This is a genomic window from uncultured Clostridium sp. (assembly GCF_934754925.1).
GTDB lineage: Bacteria > Bacillota > Clostridia > Clostridiales > Clostridiaceae > Clostridium.
Genome location: NZ_CAKVJA010000001.1, coordinates 81,810 through 103,847 on the forward strand (window position 1 = coordinate 81,810; position 22,038 = coordinate 103,847).

Sequence of the window (22,038 nt, forward strand, 5' to 3'; positions counted from 1 at the left end):
ATTTATTGGTATTAATGGTGTTTGGCTTAGTGTACCTATAGGAGAATTATTAACTTTAATTGTAACGGTTATTTTTGTAAAGAAAAATGAATAAAATTATTCAGTTCGTGAAAAATAATGTTAAGAGGTGACTAATATGAGTAATAAAATAGTAGAAACAATTAAAAATAGTAGTGGCGAAATTATGCAATATGTATTAGAAAGTGGTCAAACAGTTGAAAAGGCGCAAGGAGTTGAAATGGCTAAAAATGGGCAAATTGATGGTGTAATTATTGCTCATTCTAGGAAGGGTGAAGAATATTTAAGAACTAAACCTGATGAAACTGAAGGAAATAATTTATCATCTATGTCTAAAGAAGACTAAGGTTAATTTAGCAAATGAGCATAATGCGAAATTTGACAAATTCTAATTTTAAATTAGTTTAATATTAATTGATACAAAATAACGTCTAATAAAGTTTAAATAAGCTTTTTAGGCGTTATTTTTTTATAAATTAAAAAACGTTATAAAATTAATAATTAACTCTTTATTATAATGAGTATACAATATTAAACTAGCTAAAATGTTAGATAATTTTGCATTTTAATTAAATATAATTTATATTTAATAGTATAAATTAAAAAATAAGATGAGGTAAGTTATGAAATACGAAGAAGCAATGAAATACATCACTGAAGTTGGTAATTTTGGTTCAAACTATGGATTAGAAAGAACATATAAATTATTAGAGTATTTAGATAATCCAGAAAAGGATTTAAAGCTTATACATATTGCAGGAACAAATGGAAAAGGTTCTACAACTTCAATGATAACAGAAATATTAATTGGGGCAGGATACAAGGTTGGAATGTACACTTCACCATTTATAGAAGAGTTTGAAGAAAGAATTCAAATTAATAGAAATAATATTCCGAAAGAAATCTTAGCTACTCTAATGGATGAGATTAAAATAGCAGTAGATAAAGTAATAGAAGATGGATATAATCACCCTACGGAATTCGAAATAATTACTGTTTTGATGCTTTTATATTTTAAAAAAGAAAATATAGATTTTGGAGTTATAGAAGTAGGTTTAGGAGGAACGTTAGATTCTACTAATGTTATTACACCAATACTTCAAGTTATAACATCAATAAGCTTTGATCATACTAATCTTTTAGGGAATACATTAGAAGAAATAGCTGGAGAAAAAGCTGGAATTATTAAAAAAGAAATTCCTACAGTAATATATCCTCAACAAGAAGAGGCATTGAAGGTTATTAAAAATAAGTGCCTTGAAATGGGTTCTGATCTCTATATTGCCAATAATGAAAATCTAAAATTTGAAAATGTGGTAAACAGGGATAAGCCGTATCAATTATTAAAATATAATAATGAAATTGATATATTATTACCTTTACTTGGAGAACATCAAATAATTAATTTAAGTGTTGCAATGAAAGCGATCGAAGTTTTAAATAATAGAAATATAACAGATATATCAGTTGGTAGCATAGTAAAAAGTATAAAAAATGTTACTTGGAAAGGCCGTTTAGAAGTTTTATCAAATAATCCATATGTAGTTATTGATGGTGCGCATAATATACAAGGAATAGAAACATTAAGTAGAAATATAAAGAAATATTTTAAATATAATAATTTATATTTAATTCTAGGAATATTAGCAGATAAAGATGTTGATGAAATGGTTAAAGTAATAACACCAATGGCTAAAAAGGTATATGCAGTTACACCTAATTCAATAAGAGCTGAATTAGCAGAAGATTTAAAAAATGAAATAATTAAATATAATGAAAATTGTCAAGCTTATGATGATTATAAAGAAGCATATTTAAGTGCATTAAATAATGCAGATGAAAATGATCTTGTATTAGCAAGTGGATCATTATATATGATTGGAGATATGAGAAGAATAATTAATAAGACTATAATTAAGTAAAGAGTTGCTATATGCAGCTCTTTTCTTTTGAATATAAGCATCTAAGTAAATAAACTATTTAAACTATACACTAAAATAAAATACTCGTAAATGATGATAAAATAAAAAGAAAAAATATCCTAAAATATTAGATATATTTAAAAGCTAATTATTTACTATTGTTAAATAATATACTATACTAATAAATAATAAAATAAAGGAGGTAATGTTTATGTCAAAACATTTACATATTATGGCGCCAGAAGGAGCTATTGCAGAAACAGTACTATTACCAGGAGACCCATTAAGAGCTAAATTCATAGCAGAAAACTTTTTAGAAGATGCAGTTTGCTATAATGAAGTTAGAGGTATGTATGGATATACTGGAACATATAAGGGGAAAAGGGTTTCTATACAAGGAACTGGTATGGGACTACCTTCACATTCAATTTATGTAAATGAATTAATTCAATTTTATGGAGCTAAAAGACTTATAAGAATAGGTTCAGCGGGATCTTGTAGCGATGATGTTAATGTTAGAGATATTGTTCTTGCTCAAAGTGCATCTACTAATTCAGGAATTAATAAGAGAAGATTTAATGGTCTTGATTATGCACCAAGTGCAAATTTTGATTTATTATATAATGCATATAATGTAGCAAAAGCAAAGGGAGCTAATGTTAAGGTAGGAAATGTACTATCAAGCGATTTATTTTATGATGATACCAATCATTTTTCATTAAAAACTTGGGCTGACTATGGAGTTTTAGCAGTAGAAATGGAAACTGCAGAATTATATACATTAGCAGCGAAAAATGGCGTTGAAGCATTATCTATATTAACAATATCAGATCATATTTTTAAGGGTGAAGAGACATCACCAGAAGAAAGACAAAATACTTTTACAGATATGATGGAAATTGCATTAGAATTAATTAAATAGAGTGATGAAAAAATGACAAGCCTAAGCTTGTCATTTTTTACTAGAATAATATTAGTTATTAGTATTTTTATATTCTATTAAAGCTTTTGATAATTGATCAGGGCAAGAAGTTCCTTTTCCCCTGCAATCAATTCCTTGTAATCTTTGAATTGCTTCATCAATATTCATACCTTTTACAAGAAGTGAAATACCAAACAGATTACCAGGACATCCCCTTACAAATTCAACATTTTCAATAACGTTATCCTTAACTTCTACATGTATTTCTGTAGAACATACTCCAGATGTTTTATAAACAAACATTTGTACTCCCCCTAATATATAAGTAATGATTTCCCTTATAATTATATATTGAATTTGTAGAAAAATAAAGAAAAACAAAAAATAATGTAATAGTAGCCAACTTATTGCAATTTGCATATATTAAAATACATAGAAGTTTTAAGGGGGGTGTAGTTAATGGGTTCTATTGTTTTATGCAATACAGGTGCAGATTCACTTTCTAAAATTGATTTAGATACATTTGAGGTAAAAAAAATAATATTTAACTTATCTGAAAAACCAGTTGGGCCTCATGGGATAAGAAAATATGATAATGAAATTATAACTGCCAACAATTATAGTGACTCTATATCCATTTTTTCAGGAGATAATTTTGAAGAAGTACGAAATATTAAAATTGGACCTAAACCAAATGATCTAGTAAAAGTGAGGGATAAAGTTTATACAATTTGTGGAGAATCCAATGCTATAGTTGCTTATGATTTAAATCAAAATAGGGTGTTATGGGAGCTTAATACAGGTAATTGGCCTCATAGCATTGATTATTGTGATAAAAAAGAATTATTATTTGTATCAAATTTAGAAGAAAATTGCACTAAAATTATAGATTTACACGATTATCAGATTGTTAAAACCCTCTTAACTCCAGAATATCCTACAAAAGTAAAAGTATCAAATGATAAAAAGAATATCTATATATGCGAAAGTTATTTAGGTAGTGATGATAATGGTTACTTAGATGTATTTTCTATAGAAACATTTGATAGAATAGCAAGAATTGAAGTTGGAACATCACCTATTGATATGTATGAAGATAATAATGATATTTATGTTTCAAACTTTACTGAAGGTAGTATAAGCATAATAGATAAAAGAATATTTAAATTAGTTAAAACCATATATATAGGTGGAATGCCAAAAGGTATATTAAAGAAAGATAATAGAATTTATATAGGTGATTATTTGAAGGGAAGATTGATTGTTGTTGAGGGAGATAAGGTAAAAAAAATCATAGCAATCGAGTCAGAACCCAATGCTATGATTTTATTTTAGTTTTCATCAGAAAAAAGTACTTGAACTATTTTAGTATAAATATCTGAAGGATTTTCTTTCCATCTATTGCAAAGCGATGTTGCTTGCTTTTTAGTTGGAACAGAAATTTTTAGATCTATAAGTAGTGTTTCATCCTCAAGAGCCTTTAAATTAACAATAAAGGAGTTATTCTTTTCTATAGTGTAATCACTATGAATAGTTAATTCCTTTTTTATATTGTCTATTGCTTTAGAGATATAATTATCGATTATATCTCTTTTTATTGGAGAAATTCTGTCATTGAATATTGAAAGAACATTTTCTCCTTTAGTGGTTATAGTTATTAATTTCTTATTATTCTTTTCAATATATTCAACAAATTCAGCGATTTCTAATTCACTAATATATTGTTGAAGAGTAAAATAATTAATAAAATTATTTTCAAGAATTATTTCAGTAAGTTGTGTTTTAGAAATAGGTTGTCTTAAGGATTTTATAACGTATAGTACTAAAAGTTTATTTTCTGCTAGTTCAGCTGAAGTTTCGTACATATTAAACCTCCAATATGAAAGTGTCTATTTAATTATAACATAAAATTTGTTAGATGGAATATTGTAGTCATAATATTATAAATTAAGAATATAAATTAATAAAAATTAAGTTTAGGAGTAAAGCAATGAAAATTAGCAAAAAAATCAATATCAATATTTTTATAATATTTATGGTGATTATTGTATCTATAGTTTATACTGGTAAAATCAAAAATACTGTAGCTAGTGAAGCTAAGGAGCTGCCCATATATAGAGTTTTAACTGAAGAGAAAAAAGTGGCATTAACTTTTGATATAAATTGGGCAGAGAATGAATACATATACGATATATTAGATGTATTAAATGAAAATAATGCAAAAGGTACTTTTTTTATTATGGGTGGATGGGTAAATTATTCAGATGAAAATAGGGAAAAACTTATGAAAATAAATGAAGGTGGACATGAAATGGGAAATCATAGTTATATCCATCCAAGTTTTACTAAAATCAGCCATGAAAGAATGGCTGATGAAATAAAAAAGACAGAAGATATTATTTATGCTGCAACAGGTATCAAAATTAAAGTATTTAGGTTTCCAAGTGGAGATTATAATGAAGATGCTTTAAAGTATGTTAGAAGTTTAGGTTATGAATGTATTCAATGGGATGTTGATTCAATAGATTATAAAGAGTCAGGTGCGGAAGTTGAATATAATAGAGTAATGAAAAATATTAAAGAAGGATCAATAGTTCTTTTTCATAATAATGCAAAATATACACCAGAAAATTTAAGTAAAATTATCACTCAATTAACTAAGGAAGGATATGAATTTGTTACTGTAAGTGAACTTATTTATGATGATAATTACTATATAAATGAAAAAGGTGAACAAATAAAAAAATAAATATTAGAAAAATATTGAAAGTTATGAGGTTTTTGTATTATAATGGAAATAAATCCTTGATATTTTTATAACAGCAATAAGAATTTTATTAATTACTAAGGGAGAGAGGGGTAAAGATGGACAATTTGATGTTAAATAACAAGATTTATCTTGAAGGAAAAATTGTAAGTGGTATGGAGTTTAGTCATGAAATGTATGGGGAAGGTTTTTATACTTTCCTAATGGAGGTAACAAGATTAAGTGATTCTGTAGATTTATTAAACATTACGGTATCCGAAAGACTTATTAGTAATATGGATTTATCTATAGGTAAAGAAATAGTAGTATTAGGTCAATTAAGATCTTATAATAAATTTGTAGATGGAGCAAATAAGTTAATATTAACAGTTTTTGCTAGAAACATAGAACCATGCATAGAAAAAAGCAAGAACCCAAATGAAATATTCTTAGATGGTTATATATGTAAGGAACCAGTATATAGAAAAACACCATTTGGAAGAGAAATTGCAGATGTATTATTAGCTGTAAATAGAGCTTACAATAAGTCAGATTATATTCCAACAATTGCGTGGGGAAGAAATTCAAGATTTTGTCAAACATTAGAAGTCGGCGACAATATTAGGGTATGGGGAAGATTACAAAGTAGAGAATACCAAAAAAAGATAAGCGAGACTGAAGTAGTTAAAAAGGTTGCTTATGAAGTGTCAATTTCTAAAATGGAAAAGGTGTCTGCAGAAGAAACTGCACACAATACTAATACTAACCACCAAGAAGGTGCAGTATAGTAAATAATAATAAAAAAAACTCCCGAGAGGGAGTTTTTTTATTTTCTTAAATCATCTAAGATTTGTGTTTTATCTTTTGTTTTATCATCAACATTTTTAATTATTCTTGCAGGTGAACCAGCAACAACAACACCAGCTGGAACATCTTCAGTAACAACAGAACCAGCGGCAACAACAGCACCAGCTCCTATTTTTACACCTTCTAAGATAACTGAATTAGCACCTATCATAGCGTCGTCACCGATTTGACAAGGTTCCTTACTAGGTGGTTCTAAAACGCCAGCAACAACAGCACCAGCTCCTAAATGAACTCTTTTACCTAATTGGCCTCTAGCTCCAATTACAGCATTCATATCTACCATAGTACCTTCACCGATTTCAGCGCCGATATTTATTACAGCACCCATCATAATTACAGCATTTTTACCAATAGAAACTCTATCTCTAATTATTGCACCTGGTTCTATTCTTGCATCTATTGATAAAAGATCTAGCATTGGTATAGCAGAGTTTCTTCTATCATTTTCAACTCTGAAAGAATTTATTTTGTGCTTATTTTCTAATATTATTTCAGTAATTACATCACTTTCTCCAAATAATATGTAAAAATTATTGTCTCCATAATGTTCAATATTATTTAGTGAAGCATCACTTAGGTCTCCATTAACATAAACTTTTACTGGAGTTGTTTTCTTTGATTCTTTAATAAATCTTGCGATTTCATATGGATCAGTTAAATTATAATTCATAAAATCATCCTTTCTTCATTTGCCCCAATTTTTATTTAAGCATTTATATTATAATAGAATTATTAGGTATTTTAAAGAGACAATAGTAAAATAGTAGAAAAAACTTTACTGCATAATACATTTGCTATAAAATTATTTCAGGGTTAATTGAGATTTAATAATAAAATAAAGGGGCAATAAATATGAATGAAAATTTAAGTAATGTTAAAATATCAGGAATTAGAAAATTTTATAATGAAGTACAGAAGGTAGATGGAGCAATTTCATTAACATTAGGACAACCAGATTTTAAGTTGCCAGTATCTATTGAAGAAGGGTTAATAAAAGCAATAAATGAAAATAAGACTACATATACAAGTAATTTAGGAATAGTTGAATTAAGAGAAGAAATAAGTAAATATCTTTTAAAGAAAGATATTTCTTATAAGGCCGATGAAATTTGCATTACTGTTGGTGGTAGTGAAGCTTTATTTAATATATTTACAGCCTTATTAAATAAAGGCGATAAAGTTTTAATTCCAACACCAGCATATCCAGCATATGAGAGTATAGTTACAATATTAGGTGGAACTGTTGTAAATTATTCATTAGATAATGAATTTAAAATTGATATAGAAGATATAAAGAATAAAATAAAAGATATGAATATAAAGTATTTAGTATTATCTTTACCAAGTAATCCTACTGGTGCAATATTATCGAAAGAAGAAAAAAATAAGTTAGTACAGTTAATTAAAGAAAATGATGTAATTGTTATTACAGATGAGATATATGAATCTTTATGTTATGATGAGTATCATAGTGTTGCTCAATGCAATGAAATTAAAGATAAGATAATTTATGTAGGTGGATTTTCAAAAATGTTTTCAATGACTGGATTAAGAGTTGGATATTATGCATGTTGTGAGAAGTTAATGAATGAAATTATAAAGATTCATCAATATAATGTATCTTGTGCTCCATCTATTTGTCAGTGGGCTGTTTATAATGGATTAAAATATGGATTGCAAGATGTAAGTTATATGAAGGAAGTCTTTAATAAAAGAAAGAATTTTGTTGTAAGTAAACTTAAAGATATGGGGCTAGATGTTGTTATACCACAAGGAGCATTTTATGTATTCCCATCAATAAAAAAATTTAATATTCCTTCAGAAGAGTTTGCTTTGAGATTACTACATGAAGAAAAAGTTGCTTGTGTACCAGGAACTGCATTTGGTGTAGGTGGAGAAGGCTATTTAAGATTATCATATTGCTATTCAGATGATGAGTTGATAGAGGGATTAAAAAGAATAGAAAAATTTATAGCAAAACTTTAAAAAAATAACTTGAAATATATATTATTAAGTTGTAATAATATATATTTCTTTTTTTACCAAAAAATGTCCGTGAAGGATAATACAAAATGTTAAAAATGTCCGTTTAAAACATTGATGATAAAAATATTTATTTAACAAATTCTTAAGAGAATTTGTATTTTAGAATTGGAAATTAATTATACCTTTAAGCGGATAAAATGGCTAAATCAGTAAATGTAAACGTTATCTTAAAAAATATTATTGCATTAACATATTGAAAAAAATATGTGTAAATAATTAATAAAGTATTAAGAAAAATTGTTTAATATTAACGATGTATTTTGACAAAAATAATAAATGTATTATAATTAATATAAATTTATTAAAATTTAGATTTTAAAAATGAGATGGGGGTTATACACAAATGCTAAAGTATATTGGAAAAAGAATTTTAACTAGTATAGTTACAATTTGGGCAGTTATTACAATTGTGTTCTTTCTTGTAAGAATAATGCCAGGAGGACCTTTTGAAGGAGAAAAAATTACTGCTGAGATGAAAGAAGTATTAAATGAAAAGTATGGGCTAGATAAACCCGTAGGAGAACAATATGTTATCTATATGAAAGGTTTATTAAAAGGTGATTTTGGACAATCTATGAAATATAAAGGTAGACAAGTTGTAGACACTATAAAGAATGGATTCCCAAAATCAGCACAAATTGGAGCAGTTGCAATTATAGCTTCTGTAGTAGTTGGTATTTTATTAGGAGTAGTTGCTGCATTAAATGCAAATAAGTGGCCTGATAGGATATGTATGATAATAGCCACACTTGGTATTACTATCCCAAGTTTTGTAATAGGATCCTTATTAATATTTATATTTACAGTAAAATTAGGTGTACTAGGAGCAACTGGTCTTAGCAAACCTTCAAATTATATAATGCCTGTGATAGCATTATCAGGAAGTTCAATGGCATTTATAACAAGATTAACAAGAAATAAGTTAATTGATGTTTTAAAATCAGACTATATAAGAACAGCAAAGGCTAAGGGGTTAAGTGGTGGAACAGTAATATTTAAACATGCATTAAGAAATTCATTAATTCCTGTTGTAACATATTTAGGGCCTTTAACAGCTGGGGTACTTACAGGTTCCTTCGTTGTTGAAAAAATATTTGCAATAGCAGGGCTTGGTAATGAATTTACATTAACAATAACAAATAGAGATTATACAGCCTTATTAGGAGTTTTAGCCTTCTATTGTACATTTATAGTTATTTGTAATTTAGTAGTTGATTTACTATATGTAGTAGTGGATCCAAGAATTAAACTAGAAGGATAAAAGGGGGAGAGTTAATTGAAAAATGTAGTTGTAGAAAATTTAGATTTAAATATAGATAGTGAATTGTTTTCTCCTTTAAGTTCAGAAGAGAAAAAAGCTAATGAAATAGTAAGACCAAGTGTAGGATATTGGGCTAATGCATGGAGAAGATTAAAAGCAAATAAAGTTGCATTATTTTCATTAATTATGATAATTGTTATTATTGCTTTTGCAATATTTGGACCTATTGTAGTTGAAAAACTTTTTGGTTTTACGTATAAATCTACTGATAAAACTGCTTCAAATTTATGGCCAAATGCACAACATTGGTTTGGAACTGATAATTTAGGTAGAGATTTATTTGTAAGGGTTATGTATGGAGCAAGATATTCACTTATTATCGCATTTGCAGCATCTGTATTAAATCTTGTAATTGGAGTTTTATATGGAGGAATTGCAGGGTTCTTAGGTGGAAAAGTTGATAATATAATGATGAGAATAGTAGATGTACTGTATTCTATTCCTACATTAATATATGTTGTTTTATTAATGAATGTATTAAAGACAGAAGGTTCAAGTGGAATGTTTGCTATTATAGTTGCAATGGCAATTTCGTCTTGGGTTGGTATGGCTAGAATAGTTAGAGGAGATATACTTCAATTAAAACAACAAGAATTCGTTTTAGCAGCAAAAACTTTAGGAGCTTCTAAAACAAGAATTTTATTAAGACATTTAATTCCTAACTGTTTAGGATCAATTATAGTAACAATGACACTATTTGTACCTTCAGCTATATTTACTGAAGCATTCTTAAGTTATATTGGTTTAGGTTTAAATGCGCCACTAGCATCGTTAGGAACATTAGCAAATGATGCTAAAGGTTTATTAACGACACAACCTTATCAATTATTATTCCCAGCTGCTATGATTTGTTTAATTATTTTAGCATTTAACTTATTTGGTGATGGATTAACTGAAGCTTTAGATCCTAAGCATCAAAAATAGGAGGAGAAACAGATGAGTAAATTATTAGAAGTTAAAAATTTAAAAACATCATTTAAGACTCATATTGGAGATGTTCAATCTGTTAGAGGAGTATCTTTTCATTTAAATAAAGGAGAAGCTCTTGGAGTTGTTGGTGAATCTGGATGTGGTAAGTCAGTTACAATGATGACGATAATGAGATTATTAGGTGAGAATGCAAAAATAGAAGCAGAAACTATTACATTCGATAATAAAGATATAACTAAGCCTACTGAAAAATTAATGCAAACTATAAGAGGAAATGATATGTCAATGATTTTCCAAGATCCAATGACATCGTTGAATCCATTATTTACAGTAGGTGATCAATTAACAGAACACCTAATTAAACATAAAAAAATATCTAAGAAGGAAGCAAAAGAAAAAGCGATTAAAATGCTTGATATGGTTGGAATACCTAGTCCAGAAAAGAGATTAAAACAATATCCTCATGAATTTTCTGGTGGTATGAGACAAAGAGTTATGATTGCAATGAGTTTAATATGTGAACCTAAACTTATAATTGCAGATGAACCTACTACAGCATTAGATGTTACTATTCAAGCTCAAATTTTAGATTTAATGAAAGATTTAAAAGAAAAATTAGATACATCAATTATATTAATTACACATGATCTTGGAGTAGTTGCAGATTTATGTTCAAGAATTAATGTTATGTATGGTGGAGTTATTGTTGAAGAAGGTACAACAGAAGATATTTTTTATAGAGGAAAGCATCCATATACATGGGGATTATTAAGAAGCGTACCTAATCCTAAAAGTGAATTAAAAGAAAAATTAATTCCAATTGAGGGGCAACCACCAGATTTATTAAAACCACCAGTTGGATGTCCATTTACAGCAAGATGTGATTATGCTATGAGAATATGTAAAGAAAAACAACCACCATTATTTGAAATAGCAGAAGGTCATAGAGCCGCATGTTGGCTATGTCATAAAAATGCACCAAAAGTTGAATCACCAATAAAGGGGGAAGAATAATGGAAAATAAAAATGACGTTATTTTAGAGGTTAAAAACCTTTGTAAATACTTCCCTGCAAACAAAGGATTATTTTCTAAGAAGAGCTTTGTTAAAGCAGTAGATAATGTTTCATTCTCTATTAAGAGGGGAGAAACTTTAGGGTTAGTAGGGGAATCAGGTTGTGGTAAAACTACTACTGGAAGAACTATATTAAAGTTATATGAACCAACATCAGGTCAAATAATTTTTAATGGACAAGATATTACAGGATTAAGTGAAAAGAAAATGGTATCTTTAAGAAAAAGTATGCAAATGATTTTTCAAGATCCATATGCATCTCTTAATCCAAGAATGACCGTTGGAGATATTATTGGTGAAGCAATTGATATTCATGGTCTTTTCAAAGGAAAAGAAAGAGAAGAGAGAATAAGATATTTATTAGATAAAGTTGGACTAAATGGAAGTCACATCAATAGATATGCTCATGAATTCTCAGGTGGACAAAGACAAAGAATTGGTATTGCAAGAGCACTTGCAGTTCAACCAGATTTTATAGTATGTGATGAACCAATTTCAGCTTTAGATGTATCTATTCAAGCTCAAGTAATAAATATGCTTGAAGAGTTACAAGAAGAATTTGGATTAACATATTTATTTATTGCTCATGACCTTTCTATGGTTAAGCATATATCAACTCATATAGGAGTTATGTATTTAGGGCAAATGGTTGAAAAAGGACCAGCCGATGATGTATATACGAAACCTAAACATCCGTATACTAAAGCGTTATTATCTGCAGTTCCAATACCAGATCCAAAGATAGCAAAATCTAATAAGAGAATAGTTTTAGAAGGTGATATTCCATCGCCTATAGATCCACCACCAGGATGTAGATTCAAAGGTAGATGTAAAGAAGCAATGAAGATTTGTGGTGAAGTTAATCCAGAGCTTAAAGAAGTTGAACCAGGACATTTTGTTGCATGTCACTTATATAAATAGTTAACTTAATCTGACTAATAATAGTCAGATTAAGGAATATGTTTTAGTTACTTACGTTAAAAATATAAAAACACAAGAATCTTTAGAAATTTGTTATTTAAATTAAGATTTAAAAGTTAAGTCATTAATTGCATTAAGCAATTTAAATAAATAAAAAAACTAGGGGGAAAATTGAAATGAAAAGTTCAAAATTAAAGAAGTTATGTGCAGTTGTTTTAGCTGCAACATTGGCTACTTCTTTATTCATTGGTTGTGGTGATAAATCAACTAGTGGTGGAAGTAGTTCAGCATCAAATCAAAACTTAGTATTTAATCTAGGAGAAGATCCAGAAACAATGGATCCAACATTAAATAATTCTTCAGGTGCAGGAACAATGATTTTAAATGCTTTTGAAGGTTTAATGGTACTTAATGAAAATGACCAACCAGTAGAAGGTGCAGCTGAAAGTTATGAAGTTTCAGAAGATGGATTAGTTTATACTTTCAAATTAAGACAAGATGGTAAATGGTCTGATGGAGAAGCTGTAGTAGCTGATAACTTTAAGTATTCTTGGTTAAGAGCATTAAATAAAGAAACTGCAGCTGAATATGCTTATCAGTTATTCTACATTAAGAATGCAGAAAAGTTCTATAATGGTGAAGCTTCAGCTGAAGAAGTTGGAATTAAAGTAATTGATGATTATACATTAGAAGTAACTTTAGAAACTCCAACATCATATTTCTTACAATTATGTGCATTTACAACTTATGTTCCTTTAAGAGAAGATATAGTATCTGCTAATCCAGAAGGATGGGCTACTAAGCCAGAAACTTATATTTCTAATGGGGCATTCAAATTAGTTGAATGGGATATGAAAGATCAATTAGTTTTCGAAAAAAATGAAAACTACTGGGATAAAGATAGTGTTAAATTAGATACTTTAACTTTTAAATTAGTTTCAGATGATACTACTGCATATTCAGAATTAAAAGCAGGAAACTTTGATATGGTTAATTCTGTACCAACAAATGAAATTGAACCAGGTATAGAAGAAGGATTAGTTCATGTTAATTCTAAATTAGGAACATATTACTTTGCAATTAATGTTGGAAAACAAGATACATTAAACGAAGATGTTAAAAAAGCATTAAGTAATAAGTTAGTTAGACAAGCATTAAATCTTGCTATTGATAGACAAGAAATAATTGATAATGTTGGTAAGGCAGAACAAGTTCCTGCATACAGTTTTGTTCCACAAGGTATTATTGATGAAAATGGTAATGAATTTGCTTCAAAAGAATATTATGATCCATCAGATATGGAAGGTAATAAAGAAAAAGCTAAAGAGTTATTAAAGGAAGCTGGATACGAAAATGGTAAAGGTCTTCCAACAATTGAATTAATGTATAACTCTGAAGGTGCACATAAAGATATTTGTCAAATTATCCAACAAAACTGGGAAGAAATTGGTGTTAATGTTGAATTAACTAACCAAGAATGGGCTGTATTCTTAAATACAAGACAACAAGGTGATTATCAAATTGCTAGACATGGTTGGATTGGAGATTATGTAGATCCAATGACATTCTTAGATTTATGGGTAACTAATGGTGGAAATAATGACTGTGGATTTAGTAATGCTGAATATGATGAATTAATTGCTGCTGCTAAAGTTGAAACAGATTCTGCTAAGAGACTTGAAATGTTAAGAAAAGCTGAAGATATATTAATGGATGAAATGCCGATTTTACCTATCTATTACTATACTACAGTAACAGCTGCAAATGAAAATGTTAAAGGTGTTCAAATTTCTACATTAGGAAAAATATCTTTCAAACATGCATATAAAGAATAATTAATAAAAGAGAGTCAAAGTTTGACTCTCTTTTATTAATTTCCAGCAGGATTATAATGTTGGCTAGAAACACCTTCTCTTTTTATTGATTTATGTTTAGCGTTTGGATTATGATTATGACCTTCTTCAGTTATTGGAGTTTGATAATTGCACTTTTCCATTCTAGCTTGTTTATTATCTGGTTGACTATCTTTTGGCATTATATAAATCCTCCTAAAATATAAAAATGTACAATCTTAGTATGTACTTTTCATATATATTTATTCTGAATATTTCTAGTAAAAAAGAGAGCATATAAGCTCTCTTTTTATTATAGTCCTAAAACATCATCCATATTATAAAGTCCAGCAACATTAATTGTAGCCATGTATTCGCATGCTTTTAATGCACCTATTGCAAATACGTCTCTTGATATTGCTTTGTGTGATAATTCAATAACTTCACCAGTTCCAGCAAAAATGACATCGTGGTCACCAACGATAGAGCCACCTCTAACAGCATGAATACCTATTTCATTTTTATCTCTCTTTTTATGTCCATCTCTACCATGAACATAATAAGTTTCTTCAGAAATAGAATCTTTTATTGTGTCTGCAAGAAGAAGTGCAGTACCACTTGGTGAATCTAATTTTTGGTTGTGATGCTTTTCTATTATTTCTATATCATAATTTCCATATAATAATGGAGTTACTTTTCTTAAAAGTGAATTAATTAAATTTATACCTAAGGACATATTAGCAGATTTAAATAATGGTAATGTTTTACTTTTTTCATTAATTAAATCTAAATCTTCTTGTGAATAACCAGTAGAACAGATAACTAATGGTTTTTTTGTTCTTTCTGTTAATTCTAATAGTTTGTGTAATGTACTGACATTAGAAAAATCTAAAAGTACATCATACTCTATATTTACATCATCAGGTGTAGTGAATACTGGATAATTTAATTCTCTAGGGAATTTATCTATACCACCAATAATTTCTAAATTAGGGAATTCGCTAACTAAATTTGAGATAGTAGTTCCCATTTTTCCACAACAACCGCTTAATAGTATTTTAATCATATGATAAACTCCTTTTAAATTAAATTGTGTTTCTTTAGTGTATTCACTAAAGCTTCTTTATTTTTATCATTCATTTTATAAAGTGGTAATCTTAATTCACCAACATTCATTCCCATAATATTCATAGCAGTTTTGACTGGAATAGGATTAGTTTCTATAAATAAATCATTTATTAATTGTAAATAATCTAATTGTAATTTACTTGCTTTAAGACAATCACCATTTAAATATAAATAGCACATATCATGAACTGTTTTAGGGATTATATTAGCAGCAACAGATATAACTCCAATACCACCTAAAGATAAAATAGGCATTATTTGATCATCATTTCCTGAATAAATATCTATTTTATCTCCACATAAAGCTTTCATTTTAGCAACTTGACTAATATCACCACTAGCTTCTTTAATAGCAACTACATTATTAAGTTGTGTTAGTTTTAATAATGTTTGTGGAGTAATATTCATATTAGTTCTACTTGGAACATTATATAAAATAATAGGAGTTTTAACAGCATCATTTATAGCTTTAAAATGCATTATTAAACCTTCTGCATTTGTTTTGTTATAATATGGTGTAATAACTAAAAGTCCATCTACACCAACACTTTCTGCATAAAGACTCATTTCAATAGATGTTTTTGTGTTATTACCACCAGTTCCTGCAATTACAGGTATTCTTTTATTTACAACATCTACAGTGAATTTAATGGCATCCTTTTTTTCTTGCTCAGTCATTGTAGTAGCTTCACCTGTAGTACCACAAATTATAATAGCATCTGTGGATTCCTTTATATGCCATTCAAGTAATTCTCTTAATTTTTCATAATCTATACCATCTTCGTTAAAAGGTGTAATTATAGCTACACCAGAGCCTTTAAATATTGACATTTTATCCTCCTAAAGCCATTCATTTTTTATTAAAACTTCTGCAATTTGTACAGCGTTTAAAGCTGCTCCTTTTCTTATGTTATCAGCAACAACCCATAAATTCAAACCGTTATCTAAGCTGAAATCACGTCTTATTCTTCCAACATATACATCATCTTTTCCAGAAACATCTAACGCAGTTGGATATTTTAACTCAGTTAAATTATCATAAACTGTTAAACCTTCTGTTTTTTCAAATAATTTAAATATATCTTCTAATTCGAATGGGCTGTTTAATTCAACGTTAATACTTTCACTATGACTATTTAAAACTGGAACTCTTACAGTAGTAGCAGTGATTTTAAGATCATTTGAATGAAGTATTTTTTTAGTTTCTTCAATCATTTTCATTTCTTCTTTTGTATAGCCATTTTCTAGAAATACATCTATATGAGGAAGACAATTTCCTGCTATTTGGTAAGGGAATTTTTTAGGCTCTAACCCTTTTAATCCATCCTCTAAATCCTTAATACCTTGCATTCCAGCACCTGAAACTGCTTGGTATGTTGAATATACAATTCTCTTTATTCCGTAATTATCTAATAAAACCTTTAATGGTACCATTGCTTGTATTGTAGAACAATTTGGGTTAGCAATAATTCCATTATGATTTTTTAAATCTTCTGGGTTTACTTCAGGAACTACTAAGGGAACGTCTTTATTCATTCTCCATGCACTTGAATTATCTATTACTACAGCTCCATAAGATGAGAATATTGGAGCAAATTTTAAACTTGTATCTCCACCTGCAGAAAATAATGCAATATCTATCTTTTTGTTTTTTATAGTATCTTCACATGTTTCCTCAACTAAATATTCTTGCCCCTTAAATTTTAAATAAGAACCTGCAGATCTTTTTGAAGCAAAAAGATAAAGATTCTTTATTGGAAAGTTTCTTTCTTCTAAAATTTCTAAAAATTTTCTACCTACATTACCTGTACTACCAACTATTGCTACATTATACATATTGGTTCCCCCTTTTTTATTCTTTAAAGAAAATAGATTTTATAAATTTAATTATTTATAGAATGTTCTGTTTTATAATATGATGTGAATATATTTAAATTTTTAATTAAATTTGTATATACATTCTAAGGTTTAATTTAAATATAATATTAAAAAAACCTTGAGTTATCACTCAAGGTATATATACATCAAAATATATAAAAAATCCTTAAATGATAGCTCACCACATAAATTATGTGACAGAAATATACATATTATGTATACCCCCAGTTATATAGCTGTAAAGCTTAGGCTATATACTTCGGCGATAAGTCCTTTCTTATTATTTTAACACGCTTTAATCCATAATAATACTAATAAGTACCGCACCTCTATCCATTTATAAATCTATATGATTATGATTATACCTTGTATGTATCAAACTTTCAAGGAATATTTATAAAATAATATTATATACTTAGTTTTATTATATGAATGATAATTAAAAGTGCAACAAAGTATTTTGGGTATAAATATAAAGATATCGGAGAAAATATTTATATAAATTCACTAGGGGGAATTTTTATGAGTAAAACACCGTTGAAAAAAATAATAAAATCAAAAATAAAGACTAACAAGGAACTTACACCTGAAGAAAAAATGCGTGAAAAGATTAAATACGAAATTGCAGAGGAGTTAGGATTAAGTGACAAGGTCGATGAATACGGATGGGGAGGATTAACAGCAGAAGAAACAGGGCGAATAGGTGGTATAATGACTAAAAGAAAAAAAGAGTTAAAGCTACCAACTAACGACCAAATTCTAGGAAGAAAATAATAGATTGACTTAATATTCTATTACATAGTATTATAAAACTTAGAAATTTATTTCAGTATAGGAAGAACTACATTAATTTGTATTTTTTTAATTTAGAATTACAATAGGATAGGGGGAATATCATGGCGTATGGTGAATTCGCAAAAATATATGATGAGTTAATAAACGAAGATATTAACTATGATGAAATGGTAGAGCGTATTTTAGAAATATGTAACTCGTATAATATAGAATTAAATGATTACTTAGATATTGCTTGTGGCACTGGAAATGTAACTATAAGAATAGCTAAGCATTTTAAAAATATTTATGGGGTCGATTTATCAGAAGATATGTTAAGAGAAGCTTTTGATAAATTTAAGGAAGCAAGAATAAAAGGAAAAATAATTTGCCAAGATATGACAGAACTTTCTCTTAATAAGGAATTTGATTTAATAACATCAGTATTAGATTCTACGAATTATATAACAGATTTAAATGGCCTTAAAAATTATTTTAAAGGAGTACATACTCATTTAAAATCAAATGGATTATTTATTTTTGATGTTAATTCATATTATAAGTTATCAGAGATATTAGGAAATAATATCTATACATATAGTGAAGAAGAAGTTTTTTATACGTGGGAAAATGTTTTTGAAGATAATTTACTATCTATGTTTTTAACGTTTTTTGTTAAGAAGGGTGAGCTCTACGAAAGATTTGAAGAAGAGCATCTAGAAAGGGCTTATACTGAGCAAGAATTAGAAAAAGAATTGGAAAATGCAAACTTAGAAGTTATAGCAAAGTTTGACGGATATACTAAAAATTATGTACAAGCAAATACTGAAAGAATAGTATATTTAATAAAGAAAAAGTAATAGAATAAAGAAAAAGTAATAGTTGGAGGAAAATATGAGCGATAAGATTATTAGAGCAGTTGCGAAAAATGGAATGGTAAGAATAATAGCTGGGATTACAACAGATTTAGTTGAGGATGCTAGAGTAATACATGAGTGTACTCCAGTTGCATCTGCAGCACTTGGAAGAATGTTAACAGCTGGTGCTCTTTTAGGAGCTACTTTAAAATCATCAAATGAAGTAATGACTTTAAGAATTAATGGTGGTGGAGACGCTAATGGAGTAGTTGTTACAGCATATGAAGGAGCTAAAGTTAAAGGATATATTGGAAATCCATATGGGGATATGCCTTTAAATTCAAATGGTAAATTAGATGTTGGTGGATATATAGGTAAAAATGGTAATTTAATGGTTATAAAGGACTTAGGAATGAAGGATCCTTATGTAGGTCAAGTTCCAATACATTCAGGAGAAATAGCAGAGGATTTAGCTTATTACTTTACTGTATCTGAACAAACTCCATCAGCGGTATCATTAGGAGTTTTAGTAGATAAAGATTATTCAATTAAGGTAGCTGGAGGATTTATAATTCAAATGTTACCAGATGCTGATGAATTCTTAGCAGATATTATAACTTATAGATTAGAAGAAATTCCATCTTTAACAACTATGTTAAATGAAGGAAAGAGTATGGATGATATACTAGATTATATATTTGGAGATATGGATTTAAAGATATTAGAGGAAATAAAACCAGAATTCTCTTGTAATTGTTCAAGAGAAAAAGTTGAAAAAGCTTTAATTTCTATAGGAGAAAAGGATTTAAGAGAAATATATGAAGATGGCAAAAATGAAGAGTTAAAATGCCACTTCTGTAATAAGACATATGTATTTACTCCAGAGGAAATAGGAAGATTATTAGCTAATTCAAGTAAATCTGAATAATTTATAAAAAATAAAGTAGGCTAGCTTTAAAAGACAGCCTACTTTATTTTTATAGCTTAATATTTGAAGAAAAATATAAATACTAATCAACAATTACTTGATGGATACGTATGATATAAGGGATTACAAAACAAGTAAACTCCCTCTATCTATTAGTTTTGTATTATTAAGATATATTGGTTTAACATCATATTTATACAAAAATTTTTTCACTTCATTACCAAAAATATAGTTATCTAGTGAACCAAAAAAAGCCATAGAATTATCTGAAATCATGCCACCAACACCACCGATAAAGCCATAATTAAAACCACTTAATTCTATGTCACCGAAAGGTAATAGTAAAATGTCAAAGTTTTCATTTTTTAATGTATCATATATGCCTTTATCATTAGTTATAATTGCATTTTCTTTTACTGGTAATATAGAGCATTTAGTGTAACCTTGTTTTACATTTATAGTTTTTTTGTTTTTACAGTAATCTAAAATTTTTTTATCAGTAAAATCTAAATTATGTATTAAGTAATTATCAGTAATATATGCATTCAGAGATATATTATTAGGATATTTAGATGATAGAGTGCTATCACTTTCTATAAAATTTATATTTTTTTCTTTTAAAAGTTTTTTAAAGGATAAATCTATGTTCTTATTAATAATTACAGTCTTACTATGATTATTAAGTATATTTAACTGAATATCTGTATGACCATTTATTGCTTCATATAGATTGCTATCCTTGGGGATTTTTATTATTTCATAATTTAGTTTTTTTAGCGAATTTATTTCACTTTTACTGGTTCTATAATCAATAAAACATATCATTAATTTTCTCCTCTTTTAAATATATTTCTTCTAACATATAAAATATTCATAAAAAAATCAATATTTTATTAATAAGTGTACAGTAAGATTAGTATATAGAAAAAAAATTAATACATACTAATATTAAGAAAGGAGTGAAATCCATGCTTGTGATAAGATTAGTGCATAATAATGATTTAGACTTAGTAAATGAATTACAAGAGCTTAGAGAGTTGTTAAAGAAAAAAAATATCACTATTGGTCTTGTAGAGAGCGGTGAGGGTGATTCACATTTAATAAAAATTATGTGCGAAAAAGATTGTTATAATGAAAAAGTTAGAAAAATGATATATTTATATATAAGCAATATTTTATATAATATAGTAATCGAAAAATATAGGAAAAAAGAACTTTTTAATTTTTTAACTGAAACTTATTTCTTTTTAAAACAAGATGAAATAATAGAAGTAGAAGATATGATTATGAAGGTTCTAAGAAGTGAAGAAAATTTAAAAAATGAAAAAATGATATATTGTATAGGTAAAATAAATTCTATAATAGAGAAAATAAAAACTTGTTTAGAAGAAAATGAAGAAATAAACATAAAGGGATTTATAACCTTTAGAATGAAGGAGCTTACAGAAGATATAGAAGATATTGTTGATAAAGTTGTAGAAGAATATATGGTTGAAAAAGAGTATAAAGAATTTGTAAAGTTATTAAAGTATTTTGTTGATATTCAAGAAAGTAAAATAGAAAAAATTAATATTTATATTCACGAAGGTGGAGGCTATGTATTAAAAGATGGTTATGGGAATGACGTTTTTGAGGAATTTATGAAGGAATTATCAGAGTGTAGAATAGATACTGAAGCTAAGATAGAAGATATAATAATAAGTGGATTGATAACCAATGCACCAAAGCAAATAATAATACATCACAAAGAAAATTGCATAAATACAGAATTTATCGAAACTATAGTTAATGTATTTGGTGATAGGGTTTTTTATTGTGCAGGTTGTGAAAATTGCATACAATCTAAAATTAAAATTTAAATAAATATAATAAATT

At 27.7% G+C, this 22,038-nt stretch carries 24 protein-coding genes and 1 riboswitch; of the genes, 16 read left to right on the plus strand and 8 right to left on the minus strand.

Translation table 11 applies throughout. The features are described 5' to 3' along the window. Positions 1-136 precede the first annotated feature (136 nt). The 3 genes from Q0G30_RS00375 (at position 137) to deoD (ending at position 2,862) form a co-directional block, all read left to right on the plus strand. Complete coding sequence (locus tag Q0G30_RS00375; protein WP_294385071.1) at positions 137-364, plus strand: DUF3892 domain-containing protein; 228 nt, start codon at positions 137-139, stop codon at positions 362-364. Between the two features lie 277 nt (positions 365-641). After that, a complete protein-coding gene (locus Q0G30_RS00380) occupies positions 642-1,940 on the plus strand; it encodes a folylpolyglutamate synthase/dihydrofolate synthase family protein (RefSeq protein WP_294385072.1) in 1,299 nt (432 codons plus the stop codon). 211 nt (positions 1,941-2,151) lie between these two features. Then, positions 2,152-2,862 carry a purine-nucleoside phosphorylase gene (gene deoD, locus Q0G30_RS00385; protein ID WP_294385074.1) on the plus strand — a complete coding sequence of 237 codons (711 nt, stop codon included), beginning with the start codon at positions 2,152-2,154 and terminating at the stop codon, positions 2,860-2,862. 51 nt (positions 2,863-2,913) lie between these two features. On the opposite strand, the gene Q0G30_RS00390 is transcribed toward deoD, so the two are convergent. Beyond that, positions 2,914-3,165, minus strand: coding sequence for a TIGR03905 family TSCPD domain-containing protein (locus Q0G30_RS00390; protein WP_294385075.1), 252 nt, complete (start codon positions 3,163-3,165; stop codon positions 2,914-2,916). Between the two features lie 156 nt (positions 3,166-3,321). Here Q0G30_RS00390 and Q0G30_RS00395 point away from each other — a divergent pair, with 156 nt between their 5' ends. After that, positions 3,322-4,197 (plus strand): YncE family protein, encoded by an 876-nt coding sequence (locus Q0G30_RS00395; protein ID WP_294385076.1) that lies wholly within the window; start codon positions 3,322-3,324, stop codon positions 4,195-4,197. Here Q0G30_RS00395 and Q0G30_RS00400 read toward each other — a convergent pair. Continuing rightward, positions 4,194-4,727 carry a DUF4364 family protein gene (locus Q0G30_RS00400; protein ID WP_294385077.1) on the minus strand — a complete coding sequence of 178 codons (534 nt, stop codon included), beginning with the start codon at positions 4,725-4,727 and terminating at the stop codon, positions 4,194-4,196. The two genes, Q0G30_RS00395 and Q0G30_RS00400, sit on opposite strands and share 4 nt — an antisense overlap. A 125-nt stretch (positions 4,728-4,852) precedes the next feature. On the opposite strand from Q0G30_RS00400, the gene Q0G30_RS00405 reads away from it, so the two are divergent. After that, on the plus strand, positions 4,853-5,611 hold the full coding sequence (locus Q0G30_RS00405; protein WP_294128963.1) for a polysaccharide deacetylase family protein: 759 nt from the start codon (positions 4,853-4,855) through the stop codon (positions 5,609-5,611). Positions 5,612-5,727: 116 nt separating this feature from the next. Continuing rightward, positions 5,728-6,396, plus strand: a complete 669-nt coding sequence (locus Q0G30_RS00410; protein ID WP_294128961.1) for a single-stranded DNA-binding protein — start codon at positions 5,728-5,730, stop codon at positions 6,394-6,396. A 38-nt stretch (positions 6,397-6,434) separates the two neighbouring features. Here the strand turns inward: Q0G30_RS00410 and dapD are convergent, their stop codons facing one another. Beyond that, positions 6,435-7,145, minus strand: a complete 711-nt coding sequence (gene dapD, locus Q0G30_RS00415) for a 2,3,4,5-tetrahydropyridine-2,6-dicarboxylate N-acetyltransferase (protein ID WP_294385078.1) — start codon at positions 7,143-7,145, stop codon at positions 6,435-6,437. Between the two features lie 182 nt (positions 7,146-7,327). Between dapD and Q0G30_RS00420 the strand changes: the two genes are divergently transcribed. The 6 genes from Q0G30_RS00420 (at position 7,328) to Q0G30_RS00445 (ending at position 14,601) form a co-directional block, all read left to right on the plus strand. Continuing rightward, positions 7,328-8,461, plus strand: a complete 1,134-nt coding sequence (locus Q0G30_RS00420; RefSeq protein WP_294385079.1) for an aminotransferase class I/II-fold pyridoxal phosphate-dependent enzyme — start codon at positions 7,328-7,330, stop codon at positions 8,459-8,461. 403 nt (positions 8,462-8,864) lie between these two features. Continuing rightward, positions 8,865-9,782: an ABC transporter permease gene (locus Q0G30_RS00425; protein ID WP_294385081.1), complete on the plus strand. Its 918-nt coding sequence runs from the start codon at positions 8,865-8,867 to the stop codon at positions 9,780-9,782. 15 nt (positions 9,783-9,797) lie between these two features. After that, positions 9,798-10,766, plus strand: coding sequence for an ABC transporter permease (locus tag Q0G30_RS00430; RefSeq protein ID WP_294128952.1), 969 nt, complete (start codon positions 9,798-9,800; stop codon positions 10,764-10,766). A 12-nt stretch (positions 10,767-10,778) separates the two neighbouring features. Further along, complete coding sequence (locus tag Q0G30_RS00435) at positions 10,779-11,786, plus strand: ABC transporter ATP-binding protein (protein ID WP_195467616.1); 1,008 nt, start codon at positions 10,779-10,781, stop codon at positions 11,784-11,786. Then, positions 11,786-12,766, plus strand: a complete 981-nt coding sequence (locus Q0G30_RS00440) for a dipeptide ABC transporter ATP-binding protein (protein ID WP_291655903.1) — start codon at positions 11,786-11,788, stop codon at positions 12,764-12,766. The genes Q0G30_RS00435 and Q0G30_RS00440 overlap by 1 nt, the downstream gene beginning before the upstream one ends. A 176-nt stretch (positions 12,767-12,942) precedes the next feature. Next, positions 12,943-14,601 (plus strand): peptide ABC transporter substrate-binding protein, encoded by a 1,659-nt coding sequence (locus Q0G30_RS00445; RefSeq protein ID WP_294385083.1) that lies wholly within the window; start codon positions 12,943-12,945, stop codon positions 14,599-14,601. A 35-nt stretch (positions 14,602-14,636) separates the two neighbouring features. Here the strand turns inward: Q0G30_RS00445 and Q0G30_RS00450 are convergent, their stop codons facing one another. The 4 genes from Q0G30_RS00450 to Q0G30_RS00465 all read right to left on the minus strand — a co-directional run bounded on the left by Q0G30_RS00450 (position 14,637) and on the right by Q0G30_RS00465 (position 17,562). Next, complete coding sequence (locus Q0G30_RS00450; protein ID WP_294128945.1) at positions 14,637-14,801, minus strand: hypothetical protein; 165 nt, start codon at positions 14,799-14,801, stop codon at positions 14,637-14,639. Positions 14,802-14,911: 110 nt separating this feature from the next. Continuing rightward, a complete protein-coding gene (gene dapB, locus Q0G30_RS00455) occupies positions 14,912-15,664 on the minus strand; it encodes a 4-hydroxy-tetrahydrodipicolinate reductase (protein WP_294385084.1) in 753 nt (250 codons plus the stop codon). Positions 15,665-15,678: 14 nt separating this feature from the next. Next, complete coding sequence (dapA, locus tag Q0G30_RS00460) at positions 15,679-16,557, minus strand: 4-hydroxy-tetrahydrodipicolinate synthase (RefSeq protein ID WP_294385087.1); 879 nt, start codon at positions 16,555-16,557, stop codon at positions 15,679-15,681. Positions 16,558-16,566: 9 nt separating this feature from the next. Continuing rightward, positions 16,567-17,562: an aspartate-semialdehyde dehydrogenase gene (locus Q0G30_RS00465; RefSeq protein ID WP_294385088.1), complete on the minus strand. Its 996-nt coding sequence runs from the start codon at positions 17,560-17,562 to the stop codon at positions 16,567-16,569. A gap of 208 nt (positions 17,563-17,770) precedes the next feature. Then, positions 17,771-17,944: riboswitch (Lysine riboswitch) on the minus strand. Between the two features lie 182 nt (positions 17,945-18,126). Between Q0G30_RS00465 and Q0G30_RS00470 the strand changes: the two genes are divergently transcribed. The 3 genes from Q0G30_RS00470 to hslO all read left to right on the plus strand — a co-directional run bounded on the left by Q0G30_RS00470 (position 18,127) and on the right by hslO (position 20,163). Next, complete coding sequence (locus tag Q0G30_RS00470; RefSeq protein WP_294385089.1) at positions 18,127-18,378, plus strand: small, acid-soluble spore protein, alpha/beta type; 252 nt, start codon at positions 18,127-18,129, stop codon at positions 18,376-18,378. Positions 18,379-18,500: 122 nt separating this feature from the next. Further along, positions 18,501-19,238 carry a class I SAM-dependent methyltransferase gene (locus Q0G30_RS00475; RefSeq protein WP_294385090.1) on the plus strand — a complete coding sequence of 246 codons (738 nt, stop codon included), beginning with the start codon at positions 18,501-18,503 and terminating at the stop codon, positions 19,236-19,238. A 34-nt stretch (positions 19,239-19,272) separates the two neighbouring features. Continuing rightward, positions 19,273-20,163: an Hsp33 family molecular chaperone HslO gene (hslO, locus tag Q0G30_RS00480; protein WP_294385091.1), complete on the plus strand. Its 891-nt coding sequence runs from the start codon at positions 19,273-19,275 to the stop codon at positions 20,161-20,163. Positions 20,164-20,286: 123 nt separating this feature from the next. Here the strand turns inward: hslO and Q0G30_RS00485 are convergent, their stop codons facing one another. Further along, positions 20,287-20,988, minus strand: coding sequence for a DUF6873 family GME fold protein (locus tag Q0G30_RS00485; protein ID WP_294385093.1), 702 nt, complete (start codon positions 20,986-20,988; stop codon positions 20,287-20,289). Between the two features lie 143 nt (positions 20,989-21,131). On the opposite strand from Q0G30_RS00485, the gene ytxC reads away from it, so the two are divergent. Continuing rightward, entirely contained in the window at positions 21,132-22,022 is an 891-nt protein-coding gene (ytxC, locus tag Q0G30_RS00490) for a putative sporulation protein YtxC (protein WP_294385095.1), read from the plus strand. Positions 22,023-22,038 lie beyond the last annotated feature (16 nt).